At 69.7% G+C, this 14,481-nt stretch carries 17 protein-coding genes; 2 read left to right on the forward strand and 15 right to left on the reverse strand.

Annotated features, from left to right (window positions below):
• Positions 1-9: 9 nt before the first annotated feature.
• Complete coding sequence (locus AC1RNC_RS22685) at positions 10-417, forward strand: response regulator (RefSeq protein WP_101714500.1); 408 nt, start codon at positions 10-12, stop codon at positions 415-417.
• Between the two features lie 34 nt (positions 418-451).
• Here the strand turns inward: AC1RNC_RS22685 and AC1RNC_RS22690 are convergent, their stop codons facing one another.
• The 15 genes from AC1RNC_RS22690 to AC1RNC_RS22760 all read right to left on the reverse strand — a co-directional run bounded on the left by AC1RNC_RS22690 (position 452) and on the right by AC1RNC_RS22760 (position 13,739).
• The gene (locus AC1RNC_RS22690) at positions 452-889 is read right to left on the reverse strand and encodes a DUF411 domain-containing protein (RefSeq protein WP_062099702.1); all 438 of its coding nucleotides are present in this window, start codon (positions 887-889) and stop codon (positions 452-454) included.
• 64 nt (positions 890-953) lie between these two features.
• A complete protein-coding gene (locus tag AC1RNC_RS22695) occupies positions 954-2,216 on the reverse strand; it encodes an MFS transporter (RefSeq protein ID WP_062099701.1) in 1,263 nt (420 codons plus the stop codon).
• Positions 2,207-2,992 (reverse strand): copper resistance protein B, encoded by a 786-nt coding sequence (locus tag AC1RNC_RS22700; RefSeq protein ID WP_156449520.1) that lies wholly within the window; start codon positions 2,990-2,992, stop codon positions 2,207-2,209. The genes AC1RNC_RS22695 and AC1RNC_RS22700 overlap by 10 nt, the downstream gene beginning before the upstream one ends.
• A 179-nt stretch (positions 2,993-3,171) precedes the next feature.
• Positions 3,172-4,860: a copper resistance system multicopper oxidase gene (locus tag AC1RNC_RS22705; protein ID WP_172274912.1), complete on the reverse strand. Its 1,689-nt coding sequence runs from the start codon at positions 4,858-4,860 to the stop codon at positions 3,172-3,174.
• A 29-nt stretch (positions 4,861-4,889) separates the two neighbouring features.
• Complete coding sequence (gene adhP, locus AC1RNC_RS22710) at positions 4,890-5,915, reverse strand: alcohol dehydrogenase AdhP (protein WP_062100020.1); 1,026 nt, start codon at positions 5,913-5,915, stop codon at positions 4,890-4,892.
• Between the two features lie 22 nt (positions 5,916-5,937).
• Positions 5,938-7,458: an aldehyde dehydrogenase family protein gene (locus tag AC1RNC_RS22715; protein WP_062100021.1), complete on the reverse strand. Its 1,521-nt coding sequence runs from the start codon at positions 7,456-7,458 to the stop codon at positions 5,938-5,940.
• A gap of 154 nt (positions 7,459-7,612) precedes the next feature.
• Positions 7,613-7,969 carry a DcrB/PsbP domain-containing protein gene (locus tag AC1RNC_RS22720; RefSeq protein WP_197425325.1) on the reverse strand — a complete coding sequence of 119 codons (357 nt, stop codon included), beginning with the start codon at positions 7,967-7,969 and terminating at the stop codon, positions 7,613-7,615.
• A 121-nt stretch (positions 7,970-8,090) separates the two neighbouring features.
• Positions 8,091-8,537, reverse strand: a complete 447-nt coding sequence (locus tag AC1RNC_RS22725) for a four-helix bundle copper-binding protein (protein ID WP_062100023.1) — start codon at positions 8,535-8,537, stop codon at positions 8,091-8,093.
• Positions 8,538-8,567: 30 nt separating this feature from the next.
• Positions 8,568-8,969, reverse strand: coding sequence for a DUF1622 domain-containing protein (locus AC1RNC_RS22730; RefSeq protein ID WP_062100024.1), 402 nt, complete (start codon positions 8,967-8,969; stop codon positions 8,568-8,570).
• Positions 8,956-9,669, reverse strand: coding sequence for a cytochrome C (locus AC1RNC_RS22735; protein ID WP_231732075.1), 714 nt, complete (start codon positions 9,667-9,669; stop codon positions 8,956-8,958). The genes AC1RNC_RS22730 and AC1RNC_RS22735 overlap by 14 nt, the downstream gene beginning before the upstream one ends.
• Positions 9,669-10,391 (reverse strand): hypothetical protein, encoded by a 723-nt coding sequence (locus tag AC1RNC_RS22740; RefSeq protein WP_062100026.1) that lies wholly within the window; start codon positions 10,389-10,391, stop codon positions 9,669-9,671. The genes AC1RNC_RS22735 and AC1RNC_RS22740 overlap by 1 nt, the downstream gene beginning before the upstream one ends.
• The gene (locus AC1RNC_RS22745; RefSeq protein WP_492888346.1) at positions 10,391-12,289 is read right to left on the reverse strand and encodes a 2Fe-2S iron-sulfur cluster-binding protein; all 1,899 of its coding nucleotides are present in this window, start codon (positions 12,287-12,289) and stop codon (positions 10,391-10,393) included. Before AC1RNC_RS22745 ends, AC1RNC_RS22740 begins: the two co-directional genes overlap by 1 nt.
• A gap of 17 nt (positions 12,290-12,306) precedes the next feature.
• Positions 12,307-12,687 carry a hypothetical protein gene (locus AC1RNC_RS22750; RefSeq protein ID WP_066730188.1) on the reverse strand — a complete coding sequence of 127 codons (381 nt, stop codon included), beginning with the start codon at positions 12,685-12,687 and terminating at the stop codon, positions 12,307-12,309.
• 132 nt (positions 12,688-12,819) lie between these two features.
• A complete protein-coding gene (locus AC1RNC_RS22755; protein ID WP_062098120.1) occupies positions 12,820-13,269 on the reverse strand; it encodes a heavy metal-responsive transcriptional regulator in 450 nt (149 codons plus the stop codon).
• 116 nt (positions 13,270-13,385) lie between these two features.
• Entirely contained in the window at positions 13,386-13,739 is a 354-nt protein-coding gene (locus AC1RNC_RS22760; RefSeq protein WP_172274915.1) for a hypothetical protein, read from the reverse strand.
• Between the two features lie 454 nt (positions 13,740-14,193).
• On the opposite strand from AC1RNC_RS22760, the gene AC1RNC_RS22765 reads away from it, so the two are divergent.
• The gene (locus AC1RNC_RS22765) at positions 14,194-14,481 is read left to right on the forward strand and encodes a hypothetical protein (RefSeq protein WP_066685866.1); all 288 of its coding nucleotides are present in this window, start codon (positions 14,194-14,196) and stop codon (positions 14,479-14,481) included.

Here is a 14,481-nt window from a genome sequence, read left to right on the forward strand (position 1 = left end):
CATCGCGCGATGTTATCGGTCAGTTCCTCGCCGCGCGATCGCCGCTATACGGTCCTCGTCTCCGACGATGATCCTGGCGTGCGACGCGGCCTCCTCCTCATGCTTCGAGCCCGCGGCTACACGGTGAGCGGCTACACCACGGGGAGCGCCCTTCTGGCTGATCCGCGCGCTAGGGAAGCCGATTGCGTGATCCTCGACTACCGGATGCCCGACATCGACGGCCTGACGCTCCTGGATCATCTCCGGCGCCAGGGCTGGCGCGGCGGCGCCATCCTGATCTCCGGCTTCTACGACGAGGATCTCGAGCAACGCGCGCGCGCGGCCGGCTTCGATCAGGTGATCCCCAAGCCGGTGATCGGCCGGGCGGTGCTCGAAGCCTTGCGTCGGCAGTCGGGGATGTCGCGCGACGCGCATTGACCCGACGCCAGCCCATGGCCCTGACCGTTGGAGGTCAGTAGCGGGCGAAAACCCGCGCGCCGGCCGGCCCGAAGGCCACGACATCGTAGTGTTGCCGCGCCCCGCTCGGCGCCGCCATGCCCTCCGAGCCGATCGGCATGCCGCCGACGGCGAGCCCCTTCACGCCAGCCGGCCGGGCGGCCAGGAGACGCTTCACCTCGGCGACCGGCACATGACCTTCGATAACGAAACCGTCGATGATCGCGGTGTGGCAGGAGGAAAGCGCCGGCGGCAGGCCGGATTGGCGCTGCAGGCGCACGCGGGCGACCTGATCCCTGACGATGACCTTTCTGTCCAGTTTCGCACGGACGGCCTGGGCCCAGGCCTCGCAGCAACCACATCCAGGGTCGCGATAGAGCAGGATGTCGCCAGCCGCCAGCGCGGCGCTGGGCAAGGCGAGCAACAGCAGAACGGCGGCGAGGCGGATTTTCATGGGCGGACTCCTTGGCGTGAAGCTGGGCGCGTGGCGGACGCGGCTCTCGGACGTGGCGGCGCTGTCACGCCCTTTCCCCGGCTGGATGGACCGGTGTCGCCGTCCGGCGCCATATCGCCGGCAGAAGCGCGAGCAGACCGAGCGACAGCCAGCCGATCGCTTCGACGACGGCCGCTTGCCGATGGGGTGACACGACGGCGAGCGACATGGGCGCCAGCGCCTGGCCGAGGCTCGCGGCTGTATGCTGCAGCCCAAGCATGACTCCAGAGGGCCGCATGGGGCCGCTGATCCAGAAGCTCGTGACCAGCCGAAGACTGGCTGAGCTCCAGCCGGCGACGGCGATGAGACCGGCCATTTCGACCACGGTCGTTCCAAACCGAAAGAGAAACAGCGACAGGGCTAGAAGCGCGAGCGTGAGGCAGGCCAGGCGTCGAGGCGCGGTCACCAGCCAGGTGACGCGGGTGTGGAAAAGCTGAGCCGCCAACATCGCCAGCCCGCAGAGACTGAGCATCCCGGCGATCGCCTCGCGGCTCAGCGCGCCCTCGGAGCGGGTCACGAGCAGGCTGACATGCATGGCGGCGAGTCCGCCGCCGCCGACGATGGTGACAAGCAGGAGGACAAGCGTGACGACGCGCGGCGGGGCTTGCAGGCGACGTCCCTCGGGACGGGCGGCACAGCGGGCCGGCAAGCGCACAATGCCGGTCGTCAGCGCCAGCGCCAGCACGGCGATGACGAGCGCGAGCACCAACAGCGGCGTGCGGGGAAAGAGCGACGCGGACGCTTCGGCGAGCAGGGGGCCGAACAGGTCGCCAAGAAACATGAAGGCCGTCAGCCAGGTGAAACGCCTCGCCTGCTCGTCCCGGCCACCGGGTGCGAAGTTCGTTGACAGCAGCGCCAGCGGGATGATGGCGGCCGCGGACAGCCCAGCCAGCAAGCGAAGTCCATACAGCATGGGGAGCGGGACCGCCCCGACCGGCGCGGTCGCCAGCGCGAGGACGACCAGGGCCGTGCGCAGAATGATCCGGTAGTCGATGCGGTCGGCGAGCCATCCCCAGAGCGGCGCGAAGACGAGCGCCGCCAGCGGGTGGGCCGCCGTCAAACTCGCGACATGGACATCGTGGATGCGCAGCGCCAAGTCGGCCTGGCCTCCGTCGACGAGGGTCGGGAGAAAGGCGAGGACGGCGGTCTGGCCCGCAGACGCCGCCGCGACCGCGAGAAGCAACAGGATCGACGCAGCCGTCTGGCTCCGGCCAGGGCTATCGTCCGCCGCAGAACACGTCAGGCCGTCTTCCGGTCGCCAAGGCGCCGCGCAGCGCCTCACCACCATGATCGCAAGCCGACAACCACCCGATGCTCGGCCGGGCGCTGGCGATCGGCACGTCGGAAGTCGGCGGTGTCGTCCAGCGCCCGCTCCCAGACGAAGCCGACATAGGGCGCGAATTTCCGCGAGACCTCGTAGCGCAGCCGAGCGCTCAGCTCGACGTTGCTGAAGCCGCCGCCGAGCTCACGGTCGGTCGAGCGCTTGGAATAGAGGTTGGTTTCGACCTGCGGGGTCAGGATGAGGCGATTGGTGAAGCGGACCTCGTAGGCGCCCTTGGCGCGGGCGCCGAGGCGGCCGTCGTCGCCGACGTAGCCGGTCAGCTGGACATCGAACCAGTAGGGCGCCAGGCCCTCGACGCCGGCGGCGAGCCAAGTGGTCGCCCCCTTGCCGAGATCCTGACGAACGCCCAGCAACGTGCCCCAGAACGGGCTCTTGCTGCGCCACCACAGCGCCTCGACGCTGCTCTCCGGATCGAGGCGATCCTTGGAGTTCTTGAGGCCCTGGCTGCGCAGCCAGAGCTTGCTGTCGTCCTGGCCCTGGGTGACGAGGACGGTCCAGCCGACGCCCTGCCCCTCGTTGCCGCTGGCGAACTCCAGTTCGTCAACGAGAACCTTGGGGATCGACAGCTTGTCGGCCATCTCGTAGCCCGGCAGCGTCGAATTGCGATAGCCGTCCGCATAGTCGTCGGAGTTGCGGGCGTCCGGCGGAGCCTTGCCGCCCTGCATCCGTCCCATGTCCATGGTCATGCCGCCGGCGGGCGTCCCCGCGCCGGACATATCCATGCCGGACATATCCATGCCCGCGTGATCCGCAGGCGCCGCGGGGGAGGCCGTTGGGGCCGGGCTCGGCGGCGGTGGCGCGGCGTGCTGATGGGGGGCGTCCTGGGCGATTGCGGGCGCGGCCACGGCCGAAACGCTCAGAGCCAAGGCGAGCAGAGACGCTCGCGAGAGGGCCAGACGGGTCATGCGACGACCACCTCCCGGAACATGCCGGCCGCCATGTGGTAGAGCAGATGACAGTGGAAGGCCCATCGCCCCATGGCGTCGGCGGTGACGCGAAAGCTGATCCGCTGGGCGGGCTGGACCACCACGGTATGCTTGCGGACCTGGAACGCGCCGTCCGGGCCTTCGACATCGCTCCACATGCCGTGGAGGTGCATCGGGTGGGCCATCATCGTGTCGTTGACGAGAACGATGCGCAGCCGCGCGTTCGGCTTGAAGTGGAGCGGACGGGAATCGTTCAGCTTGATCCCGTCCAGCGTCCAGATGAAGCGCTCCATGTTGCCGGTGAGGTGCAACTCGATCTCACGCTCCGGCTCGCGAGGATCCGGATCGCCGCCGGGCGTGCGAAGGTCGGCCAGGGTCAGCACCCGCCAGGACCGCTCGCGCAGGCCCGCGCCGGGATCGTCGAGATTGGTGCGCGGATAGTCGACGCGCATGTCGGTGTTGGCGCCGTATTCGGTGCGCGCGTGACGCGCCTTCGGGGGCGTGTCCGCCATGCCGTGGCCGGCGTGTTCGCCGCCCATGGCGGCCATGGCGCCCATCATGTCGACCGGATCGAGCCAGGTCCGCGCATCGAGCGCCGGCGTCGGCGCCGTCATGCCGGGCGCTGGGGCGATGACGCCGCGGGCGAAGCCGGTCCGGTCGATCGATTGGGCGAAGATCGTGCGGGCGCCGTCGCCCATGGTGAACTCGACGTCGTAGGTCTCGCCCGGCCCGATCCGGAACTCCTCGACCGTCACCGGCTCCACCGGCTGGCCGTCGGTCGAGACGACGGTCATCGCGACGCCGGGAATGCGCACGTCGAAGAAGGTCGCCGTCGCCGCGCCCACGAACCGCAGGCGAACCCGCTCGCCGGCGGCGGCTATGCCCGTCCAATTCCCGGCCGGCGGCGTTCCGTTCATCAGGTAGGTGTAGGTGGCGGCCGAGACGTCGCTGTAGTCCGTCGGGTTCATCCGCGACCGGTTCCACATCCGCCGCCGCGTCAGGGCCTGGCCCGCCCCCAGGCGGCTCACATCATCGAGGAAGTCTCCGGCGGTCGGCTGCGCGAAATTGTAGTAGCTGCTCAGCTTCTTGAGGTTCGTGAAGATCTGCAGCGGCGGTTCGTCCGACCAGTCGCTCAGCAGGATGGCGTAGTCCCGATCGGGCGCAGGTCCGGTCGGCGCGCGCGGCTCGACGATGATCGCGCCATAAAGCCCGGTTTGCTCGGCCAAGGTGTGCGCGTGATACCAGTAGGTGCCCGCCTGACGCAGCTCGAAGCGATAGGTGAAGGTCTCGCCGGGCGCGATCCCGGGAAAGCTGATGCCTGGTACGCCGTCCATCTCGGCGGGCAGGATGACCCCGTGCCAGTGGATGCTGGACATCTCCTTGAGGCGGTTGCGGACGCGCAGGGTGACGGTGTCGCCCTCGCGCAATCGCAGCACGGGGGCGGGCACGGCGCCGTTCACCGCCGTGGCGATCCGACGCTTGCCGGTGAAGTTGACCGGCAGTTCGGCGATCTCGAGATCGAATTCGGTCCCGCGCAATTCGGCGGTCGCGGCGGCGGCGGGGCCCGCCAGCAGCGCCGGCGAAACTCCGGCCACCGCCCCGCTGACCGCCAGGCCCTGGACGAAGCGGCGCCGTGTGGCCGGCAAGGTAGGACTGTCGAACATGGTTTGCTCGCGGTTCGTCGCGGGGGGGATTAGGCGAGGTCGAGGACGATGCGGCCCTCGATGTCGCCGTGGTGCATGCGCGCGAAGACGTCGTTGATCTTCTCGAGCGGTTCGGTGTGGACAGTCGCGTGAACCTTGCCCTCGCCGGCGAAGGCCAGCGCCTCCATCAGGTCGAGCCGGGTGCCGACGATCGAGCCGCGGACGGTGACGCCGTTGAGCACGGTGTCGAAGATCGACAGCGGAAAATCGCCGGGCGGCAGGCCATTGAGGGCCACCGTGCCGCCGCGCCGGACCATGCCGAGCGCCTGCTGGAAGGCCTTGGGCGAGACGGCGGTGACGAGGACGCCCTGCGCGCCGCCGATCGCCGCCTTGATCGCGGCGGCGGGATCCTGCTCTCGGGCGTTGACGGTCACGGCCGCGCCAAGGCGTGTCGCCAGATCGAGCTTGCGGTCGTCGATGTCGACCGCCGCCACGTTGAGCCCCATCGCCTTGGCGTACTGCACGGCCATGTGACCCAGGCCGCCGATGCCGGAGACCACGACCCACTCGCCCGGCTTGGCCTCGGTCGCCTTCAGTCCCTTGTAGACGGTAACGCCCGCGCACAGGATCGGCGCGATGTCGATAAAGCCGACATTGTCCGGCAGGTGGCCGACATAGTTGGGGTCGGCGAGGACGTATTCGGCGAAGCTGCCGTTGACCGAATAGCCGGTGTTCTGCTGGCTCTCGCACAGGGTCTCCCATCCCCCCAGGCAATGCACGCAATGGCCGCAGGCGGTGTAGAGCCACGGCACGCCGACCCGGTCGCCCTCCTTGACGTGGGTGACGCCCGACCCGACAGCGGCGACGTGACCGACGCCTTCATGGCCAGGAATGAAGGGCGGGTTCGGCTTCACCGGCCAATCGCCCTCGGCGGCGTGCAGGTCGGTGTGACAGACGCCGGTGGCGGCGATCTTCACCAGGATCTGTCCGGGACCGACCGTGGGGATCGGCGCTTCCTCGATCACCAGCGGCGCGCCGAATTGGCGGACGACAGCCGCCTTCATGGTCTTGGCCATGGCTGTGCTCCTTTGCGAGGGATCAGAAGAGACCAAGGCCGTGCTCGTCGTAGGAGACGAGCAGGTTCTTGGTCTGCTGGTAGTGATCGAGCATCGCCTTGTGGGTCTCGCGTCCGAACCCCGAGGCCTTGTAGCCGCCGAAGGCGGCGTGGGCCGGATACTGGTGATAGCAGTTGGTCCAGACCCGTCCGGCCTCGATGGCGCGGCCGAGGCGATAGGCGGTGTTGCCGCTGCGGCTCCAGACGCCGGCGCCCAGACCATAGGGGGTGTCGTTGGCGATCGCGATCGCCTCGTCGAGGGTCTTGAAGGTCGTCACCGACAACACTGGGCCGAAGATCTCCTCCTGGAAGATCCGCATGCTGTTGTCGCCGACGAAGACGGTCGGCTGCACGAAATAGCCCCCGTCGAGTTCGCCTCCGGGCAGCGCCCGCGCGCCGCCGATCAGGCATTGCGCGCCCTCGTTCTTGCCGATCTCGATATAGCCGAGGATCTTGCGCAGCTGGTCTTCGGACGCCTGGGCGCCCAGCTGGGTCGCGGGGTCGAGCGGGTCGCCCTGACGGATCGCCGCCACGCGGGCCACGGCCCGCTCCATGAACCGGTCGAAGATCGATTCATGGATCAGGGCGCGCGAGGGACAGGTGCAGACCTCGCCCTTGTTGAAGGCGAAGAGCGTGAACCCTTCCAGCGCCTTGTCGAAGAAGGCGTCCTCCTCATCAAGGACGTCGGCCATGAAGATGTTGGGCGACTTGCCCCCGAGCTCCATCGTCTGCGGGATCAGGTGATCGGCCGCGGCGTGCATGATCGCCTTGCCCGTGACCGTCTCGCCGGTGAACGAGACCTTGGCGATCCGCGGGTTGGCGGCGATCGCCTGGCCGACGGTTCGGCCGGGCCCGGTCACGACGTTGAGCACGCCCGGCGGCAGGATGTCGGCGGTGAGTTCGGCGAGCATCATCAGCGTCAGGGGCGTCTGGGACGCTGGCTTGATGACCGTGCAGTTGCCGGCGGCCAGCGCGGGCGCGATCTTCCAGGCCGCCATCAGCAGGGGGAAGTTCCAGGGAATGATCTGGCCGACCACGCCAAGCGGCTCGCGGAAATGGTAGGCGATGGTGTCGGCGTCGATCGTCGAGATCGCGCCTTCCTCGGCCCGGATGCATCCAGCGAAATAGCGGAAGTGATCGACCGCGAGCGGCACGTCGGCGCCGCGCGTCTCGCGGATCGGCTTGCCGTTGTCGAGCGTCTCGGCGAGCGCCAGCAGGTCGAGGTTCTGCTCCAGGCGATCGGCGACCCGGCTCAGCAGCCGGGACCGCTCGGCCGGCGACAACCGCGCCCAGCCGGCCTTGGCGCGATGGGCGGCGTCGAGCGCCAGTTCCACGTCGGCCGGACCCGACAGGGCGAACTCGGCGATCCGGTCGCCATTGATCGGGCTGTGGTCGGCGAAGTACTCGCCCGTGGTCGGGGCCGACCAGGCGCCGCCGATGAAGTTGTCGTAGCGCGCCTTGAACAAGGGCGCGGCGCGCATCGTCTCGATGGCCTTGTGGAACATCGCTTGGCTCCCTGCTGGTGACGACGAGCCTAGTGGCGGGCGCGGCCGAGGATATCCGTAGATGTCACATCGCCTGGCGGCGCCCGGACGTGAAAGAACCTGCCGGGCGTGCTCGCCCGGCAGGTTCTTCGGCGCGTCGCGGCTTGAGCGGGCGTTACATGTCCTTCATGGGCATGGCGGGATCCTTGGCGTCCTTGGGAGCCATGGGTTTGCCTTTCGGGGCCATCGGCTTGTCCATGCAGCAGCCCTTCATGGGCTTCTTGGCGGCGGGATCCTTGGGCGGCGTGGCCGGCATGTTCGCCATCCCCTGTTGATGGTCCTTCATCATCTGGTCGTGCATCTGCTGGCCGCCATGGTCCATGCCCTGCATGTGGGCGTGGTCCGGCGGGGTCTGGGCGGAGGCGGCCGGCGCGGGCTGGGTCTGGGCCTTGGGCGCGGGGCCGTCGGCGAATGCGGCGGTCCCCATGGCCAGAAGGCCGACAGCGCCGGCCACGACTGCGATCTTGCGCATCATTTCTGATCTCCAACTTATGACGTTCGCGTCCGATGGCGTCGTCTGCATCTCGAACGGCGTGACGCTTGCAATGCCCGCAATTGGCGGCCGCGCGTATACGTAAGGTCCGAAGGCGCGGTCAGCGCGACATCTGTCGGCAGCCCGCGGCGCACACCCTGCACGTCTCGGCGCACTGGGCCATCGGGGCGTCGGCGCGGGGTTTCGAACAGGCCGCCGCGCACAGGTCGCAGGCTTCGGCGCAGGCGCGGCAGAGCACCGGGTGCAGGGCCGAGCCGCGGAGCATGGAGTTGGCGGTCGCCTGGCACAGCTCGGCGCAGTCGGTGAGCATGGCGATCAGGTCGGGGGCGGCGAGCGCGCCGCCTTGACCGAGGGCGTAGGCGGCGGTCTCAAGGCACCGGCGATGGGAAGCCAGGCAGTGATCGATGCAGTCGCTCATCGACATCGCCATGCCGGGCATGGCGTCCATGCCCTTCATGTCGTGGGCCTGGGCGGCCGCCGCGGCGGGCTGGGCGGCGCCGGCCGCCAACAGGGCGGCTCCCGTGAGCAGGTCTCGTCGTTGCAGCATGTCAATCTCCCGGCGGGTGGGCGGGTCTGGTCAGACCCGCGGTGAGGAAGGTTCGCGGCCCGTGGCCCTGGCCATGCGCGTGTCCTCCCAGGGCCAGTGGCCGTTGATCTCGACGCCGAGCGAGATGCTAAGGAAGGTGCGCACGAAGACCAGACCGGCCAGGACGATGAGATCGTCCAAGGTCGGGTTGATGACGAGCGACTTGACGATGTCGCCGGCGACCAGGAATTCGAGGCCAAGAAGGATGCTTCGGCCGAGGGCGGACCGGAACGCGCCATAGGCCTTGGCCCGGTCGCCCGATCGGGCCCGCAGGGCGAACAGGATCGTCGCCAGCGCCGCGCCGCTGAGGATGGTCAGCGTGCCCGCCAGCTCGAGGATGATCACCGCGAGCCTGAAGAAGGCGCTGAGCCAGCCGGACTCAATGGTGATCATACCAGCCTCGGCGGCGGATGTTGTTGAAGCTGTCGGTGGTGTGACAGGCGTAGCATTGTTCGACGCGCGCCTTGGAGCCGGCGGCGCGCTGGGAGACCATGCTGAAGTGCTCCATGAAATGACTGGGCGGCGCGGTGTGGCACTCCGAGCATTGCGTCGAGCTGACCGACGGATGCCGGAAGTTGGGAACCTTCCAACTGCTGGTCGCGTGGCAGCTGGCGCAGTCCTGGCCGAAGAGTCCCAGATGCGGATCGCGGACGGAATGGCAGCTTGCGCAATTGAGCGCGGCTTCGGGCGGCAAGGCGTGCGGATTGGGTGGCGAAACAGCCGGCCCTCGCCACACCGCCGGATCGAGCAACGCCTGATGGTCCATCTTCACGATGGCGCGCGCGCCTTCGTGCTCGACGTGGCAAGCCGTGCACTCCTTGGCCTGGGCATGGAACTGGGTCGACTGTTTGTTTCCGAAATCGGTGCTCGCGTGGCAGGCGACGCAGGTCTTGCTCTCCACGCCCTTGAGAGGCGTGTGGCAACTGGCGCACTGCGCGCCGAAGGCTTGGTGGGCCGGCGACAGGGGGCCTGGCGCGACAAGCTGAGCCACCGGTCCGGCGCCGGGCGGCGCGCTTGTCTGCATCATCGCCGCGACGCCCAGCAGCGCCAGGCCGGCGGCGACAAAGATCCAGTAGAGGAGGCGGTCCCGCATCATAGCCAGCGCAGCCCGAAATAGATGGCCGCGGCGATGTGCAAAAGCAGCACCAGGTAGACCAGCGCCCCCAGGACAGCGTGCAGCCACCGCCAACGCGACAACAGCCGGTTGGTCGCACCCTCCGCGCGGATGGCGAACTCGGTGTCGGCCAAGGCCGCGGCCAGGGCCTCGGCCCCATCGGGCGGCGGCGCCGGCGGTTCGCCGGCGACGAAGAACAGCCGCTTCCAGCGGGAAAGCGCAACGGCCGCCGCCGTCGGCGCCGGGGGCGCCGGCAGGTGGAGATACGCCGCTTGCAGGGACGCCAGCTCGGAGCGGCGGCCGCGCAGGGCCCGCGCCGTCTGCGCCAGCAGGTAGCGGCCGACGAAGCCGCTGAGGACCGTCAGCAGCACAAGGCCAGTCAGCGTTAGGCCGACGGGGCTGCCGAACTTGTGGGCGGCATGAACCAACCCCAGGATCGGAGCCAGCACGCCCGCATACACATGCAGGGCCAGCAGCGTCGGCTTGCTGACGAACCGGCCTGTCCACCGTTCCGCCGCCTTGACGTGCTTGACCACCACATAGGGCAGGGTCAGCAGCATGAGGACGGCGGCGACGACGCCGATGACGCCGCCGACCAGGCTGCCGGGAAAGCGCGGCGCGACGTGCAGGACGTAGCCCAGCGGAAAGAGCAGCAGGAAGGCCACAAGCAGGCCGACGGCCATGTCGCCGCGCTCGCGCATCAGGCCTCCACCACGAGCGGCTGGCCCGTGCTCTTGGCCTGGCAGGCCAGGATGTAGCCCTTGGCCTTGTCGGCGGGATCCAGGCCGGTCTCCACCGCCATGGTGACCTCGCCCGAAATCAGCCGGGTGACGCAGACGCCGCATTCACCCGAGCGGCAGGCATAGGGGATTTCCACCCCCGCGCCCTCCGCGGCTTCCAGGACGGTCTGGCCGGCGGGGAGCGGGGCCGACACGCCCGCCACGGAAAAGGTGATGGTGGCCGCGGCGACCGCCGGCGTGGGGGGCGCGACGACGCTCGGGGATGACGGCGCGGGGGGCGGCGCCTTGACCTCGAGCTCGGCCGCGTCGGCGGGCAGCGACGCGGGCCCGAAGGCTTCGGTGTGAAGTTGAGCGTCCGGGACGCCCAGAGCGGCCAGCTCCCGGCGCATCGCGGCCATCATGCCCGGCGGCCCGCACATGTGAATGCGGCGGCGGGCGATGTCTGGGACCGCGTCGAGCAGCATCTGGCGGGTGAGCGGGCCTTGCGGCCCCAGCCAGACCGTGCCGGCCGAGCGTCGCATGGCCGCCATCACGTGCAGATTGGAGAACCGCCGCTCGAGCCGCTCGAGCTCCTCGCGGAAGACGAATTCGTCGGTCGAACGGGCGCCGTACAGGAAGAAGATCTCGCCCGACCAAGCCGTGTCGGTCAGGTAGCGCAGGACCGACATCATGGGGGTGATGCCGACCCCGCCGGCGATCAGCACGATGCTGTCGGCGTCGGTTCCGGTGAAGGTGAACGCGCCGAAGGGGCCCGTCGTCTTCAGCAGGTCGCCGACGGCGACCTTGTCGTGCAGAAAGCACGACACGACGCCCTGCTCCTCGCGCTTGACCGTTAGCTCGACATAGGCGCGCTGCGTCGGCGAGGAGGCGATGGTGTAGGATCGCCGCGAGGGCTTGCCATCCACCGGCTCCACCTCGACCTGGAGAAACTGGCCGGGCAGAAAATCGAAGGGCAGCCGATCGGCGGCCGGGTCGGCCAGCCGGAAGGTCTGAATCGTCGGCGTCTCCCGCACGATCTGGACCACCCGCAACGGGCCAGACCAGCTCCTGGGCTTGCGCAGCGACGCCCCGGCGGGCGGCGCGGCGTTGCTCGGCGTGAGCGTTTCAGCGCCCGGCTCAACGGCCGCCGCCTGGCGTGGCGAGGCCGTCGCGGTCACCGGGGCGGGCGCGGGGGCCGTCGACCCGCCGGCGTCGACGATCTTGCGGACCCGCCGCAGGCGCGCGACCTGCAGGCCCAGCAGCATCGCGCTGACCATCGCCAGGACGAACATCAGCATGAAATGGGGCGGCGAGACGCCGAGCCACCGGATCGGCGCCGCGTGCGGCGGCGCGCCCAGGCTCATCTGATCCCGAAACCAGGTGATCGCCGCCGGCTGCGGGGACGCGCCGCGGTCGAGGGCGGCGAGCGCGGCCGATCCGCTCGCGAAGAGGTCGCTTGCTTCACGCAGGCGCCGCGCCGCGCTCGCCCGGGCGGCCGGATCTTCGGACCGCGCGGCGGCGGAGGCCTCGGCGGCCATGGCCAGTCCGCGCTCCACGCGCGCTTGGGCCTCGCCCATCAACCGGTTGCGCCCCTCGGCGCTGAGCGACGGGGCGGCGAGCAGTTGTGAGACGAAGGGCGTGCGCCGGGCGCCATGCTCGCCTTCGCCCTCCATCATCTCGTCCATCATTCCGCTCATGCCGGCTGCCGCGGGGCTCGGCGCGGCGCCCATGACGCCGGCGTCCGCCATCGCGCCGCCTTGCGCGCCCGGATGGTGGGCCGCGTGCTCGTCGCCTTCCTGGGCGATGGCCGCCGTCGAAAGCAGAAGGCAGGCGGCGGCCAGACCCAAGCTCCATCCCTGTCGGCTGGTCGTCCCGCGCATCGGGCTTGCCCTCGTCTTCACATGTCCTTCATCGGAGCCGATGGGCTCATCGGCGCGGCGTCGGGTTGGGGCGTCGTCCCCGTGGCCGCGCCGCCCTGGCGCATGGCGTGGTGATCCATCTCCTGACGATGATGGCGTTCCATCGTCGCCGCGTCGTGATCGGCGTCATGTTGCCCGGCGGCGTTGTTCGAAGGCGCCGTCGAGCCGCCGACGCCGGGATCCGGATCGGCGGCGCTGGGGACCGGGGCCGCGGCGGGCGACGGGGCCGGGGCCTGGACCGAGGCCGCGGGCGGCGGGGGCTCAGCGCCCTTGTCGCCGCAGGCGGTGAGGGCGAGCGCCGCGGCGCCGATCACAAGCGCCTGGATGGGCGCGCGAAGTGTGTGGCGGATGTCGATCATGGCAAGTTCCTCCCTGGAGATCATGGGCTCGACACCGATGGCCTTCGCCGCGGACGGGCGCGCCAGGGGCGAGCGGTGGAGCCGGCGAGGTCGCCGGCCAAGGATTGACGTGTCGCCGCGCGCCCGGGCGGGTCAGAGCGCCTCCCGCGGTGCGTCGCCGCGGGCGTCCGACCGCCGGACCCGTCTTTCGGCGAGGAAGGCCAGGATCGGACAGTCCGAGGCCGCCACGTCCATCGGGCAATCGTCGGCCAGCGCGCTGAGCACGTCACGGATATCCGACAGCCGCTGAATGCGGCGTTCGGCGTCGCGGATCTTCTCGCGGGTGATCTCCAGCACCGCCGACGCCTTGGCGGTGTCGGAGGCTTGAAGCGCGAGCAGGTCGGCGGTTTCGGCGAGCGTGAAGCCGAGCTCCTGCGCGGCCCGGATGAAATGGAGCCGCAGGAGGTCGGCGTCCTCATAGACACGGTAGCCGGCGCCGGTCCTGCCCGGATCGCGCAGCAGGCCGGTGCGCTCGTAGTACCGGATCGTATCGCGCCGCACGCCGGCGGCTGCGGCGAACGCGCCGATCTTGAAGGTCGTCATGATACTCGTCGCCTCGCTCGTTGGACGAAAGCCCAAGGTCAGCGGAGGGGCGCGCCCGCCGGTCGCTCCGGCGAGACGGCGTGGGCCATCCCGCCGCTGGCGAACCGATCGCCCGCTCAGTTCTTGCGCAGCTCGACGATGTCGTGCTTGGCCGGCGTACCGTCGGCGACCGTGACATGGGCGAAGTGGTCGTCGAAGACGTGGTCGATCTTCACGTGCCCGACGAGGTCGCGCCGATAGGACGGCGGGGCCTTGTTGGGCCCCGGCAGCTGCTTGACGCGGTAGACTTCCAGGGTCTGGCCGACCTCGGCGCCGTCCGCCTTGCCGATGCAGATCACGGTGCCGTTGCTGTCGTTCGCGACGATCGAGCCCTTCATGAAGAAGGTGTGGCCGATCCCTTGCGCCAGAACCGGCGTTGCAACGAGCATCGCGATGCCGGCCAAGCCGGCGATGACGGACGTCTTGATCATCTTTGACTCCTTAGATGAATAGGTTTGGAGATGAGTAGATGCGCCGCCGTTTGATCTTCGACGGGAAGAAGTTGTTCTTCGAGTCAGGGACTAGGGTCCTACGTCCCGGGTCGGAATACGTAGATTCCGAAGCGCAGGTTTTGGCCCTCGTCTCGCGCGACGGGGCGCCAGGCCGCGGCGGCGATCGCGCCGCTCCGAACCTCGGCCGTCCTGGGCGCGGGCGCGTCCCCCCGGGGGGCGATCGCCATGCGGGGCCGGGGCGTGCGTGGCTTTCACCCGCACCCGAGCGTCGCCAGCGGCCCAACACCTGTGGATCCGTGCGGACGTTTTCAGCATATGGTTTTTCTCCGCGTCGTGCGCCGGACGCACGGCCGGCCCGGGGGCGCGTCGCGCCTGAGGTGAGGGGGTGGACCGCGGGCCGCGTATGTAGGCGTGCAGAGTCAGGGGATCGACGATGAGCGACCAGCTCGACGAACTTTTCGAGGCGTTGCGGCGCCAGCCGCACGCCCAGCTGCCCGGCCTGGAAGGCCAGGTGTGGGCCAGGATCGACAGCTGGCGCGACGGCCGGCGCGCGGCGAACGCGCTCGTGCCGCTGCGCGCGGCCTCGGTGGTGGCGGCCCTGGGCCTGGGCATGGTCGGCGGCAGTCTCGCGGCCAACGCCGCCGCGCGCGCCCCCTCCGAGATCTCGGCGTTTTCGGTCGACGCGCACCTGGCGCCGTCGACCCTGCTCGGCGGGCGCTGA

This window comes from Caulobacter sp. GW822-FHT01G02, assembly GCF_058802865.1.

Coding starts and splice junctions, on each gene's coding strand:
- AC1RNC_RS22750 (WP_066730188.1), bottom strand. CDS start 12,687: ATGATCGACATCCGCCACACACTTCGCGCGCCCATCCAGGCGCTTGTG.
- AC1RNC_RS22720 (WP_197425325.1), bottom strand. CDS start 7,969: ATGCGCAAGATCGCAGTCGTGGCCGGCGCTGTCGGCCTTCTGGCCATG.
- AC1RNC_RS22715 (WP_062100021.1), bottom strand. CDS start 7,458: ATGTTCCACAAGGCCATCGAGACGATGCGCGCCGCGCCCTTGTTCAAG.
- AC1RNC_RS22695 (WP_062099701.1), bottom strand. CDS start 2,216: ATGGTGGTGAGGCGCTGCGCGGCGCCTTGGCGACCGGAAGACGGCCTG.
- AC1RNC_RS22760 (WP_172274915.1), bottom strand. CDS start 13,739: ATGATCAAGACGTCCGTCATCGCCGGCTTGGCCGGCATCGCGATGCTC.
- AC1RNC_RS22765 (WP_066685866.1), top strand. CDS start 14,194: ATGAGCGACCAGCTCGACGAACTTTTCGAGGCGTTGCGGCGCCAGCCG.
- AC1RNC_RS22755 (WP_062098120.1), bottom strand. CDS start 13,269: ATGACGACCTTCAAGATCGGCGCGTTCGCCGCAGCCGCCGGCGTGCGG.
- adhP (WP_062100020.1), bottom strand. CDS start 5,915: ATGGCCAAGACCATGAAGGCGGCTGTCGTCCGCCAATTCGGCGCGCCG.
- AC1RNC_RS22685 (WP_101714500.1), top strand. CDS start 10: ATGTTATCGGTCAGTTCCTCGCCGCGCGATCGCCGCTATACGGTCCTC.
- AC1RNC_RS22740 (WP_062100026.1), bottom strand. CDS start 10,391: ATGCGCGAGCGCGGCGACATGGCCGTCGGCCTGCTTGTGGCCTTCCTG.
- AC1RNC_RS22730 (WP_062100024.1), bottom strand. CDS start 8,969: ATGATCACCATTGAGTCCGGCTGGCTCAGCGCCTTCTTCAGGCTCGCG.
- AC1RNC_RS22700 (WP_156449520.1), bottom strand. CDS start 2,992: ATGGATATGTCCGGCGCGGGGACGCCCGCCGGCGGCATGACCATGGAC.
- AC1RNC_RS22735 (WP_231732075.1), bottom strand. CDS start 9,669: ATGCGGGACCGCCTCCTCTACTGGATCTTTGTCGCCGCCGGCCTGGCG.
- AC1RNC_RS22690 (WP_062099702.1), bottom strand. CDS start 889: ATGAAAATCCGCCTCGCCGCCGTTCTGCTGTTGCTCGCCTTGCCCAGC.
- AC1RNC_RS22725 (WP_062100023.1), bottom strand. CDS start 8,537: ATGCTGCAACGACGAGACCTGCTCACGGGAGCCGCCCTGTTGGCGGCC.
- AC1RNC_RS22745 (WP_492888346.1), bottom strand. CDS start 12,289: ATGCGCGGGACGACCAGCCGACAGGGATGGAGCTTGGGTCTGGCCGCC.
- AC1RNC_RS22705 (WP_172274912.1), bottom strand. CDS start 4,860: ATGTTCGACAGTCCTACCTTGCCGGCCACACGGCGCCGCTTCGTCCAG.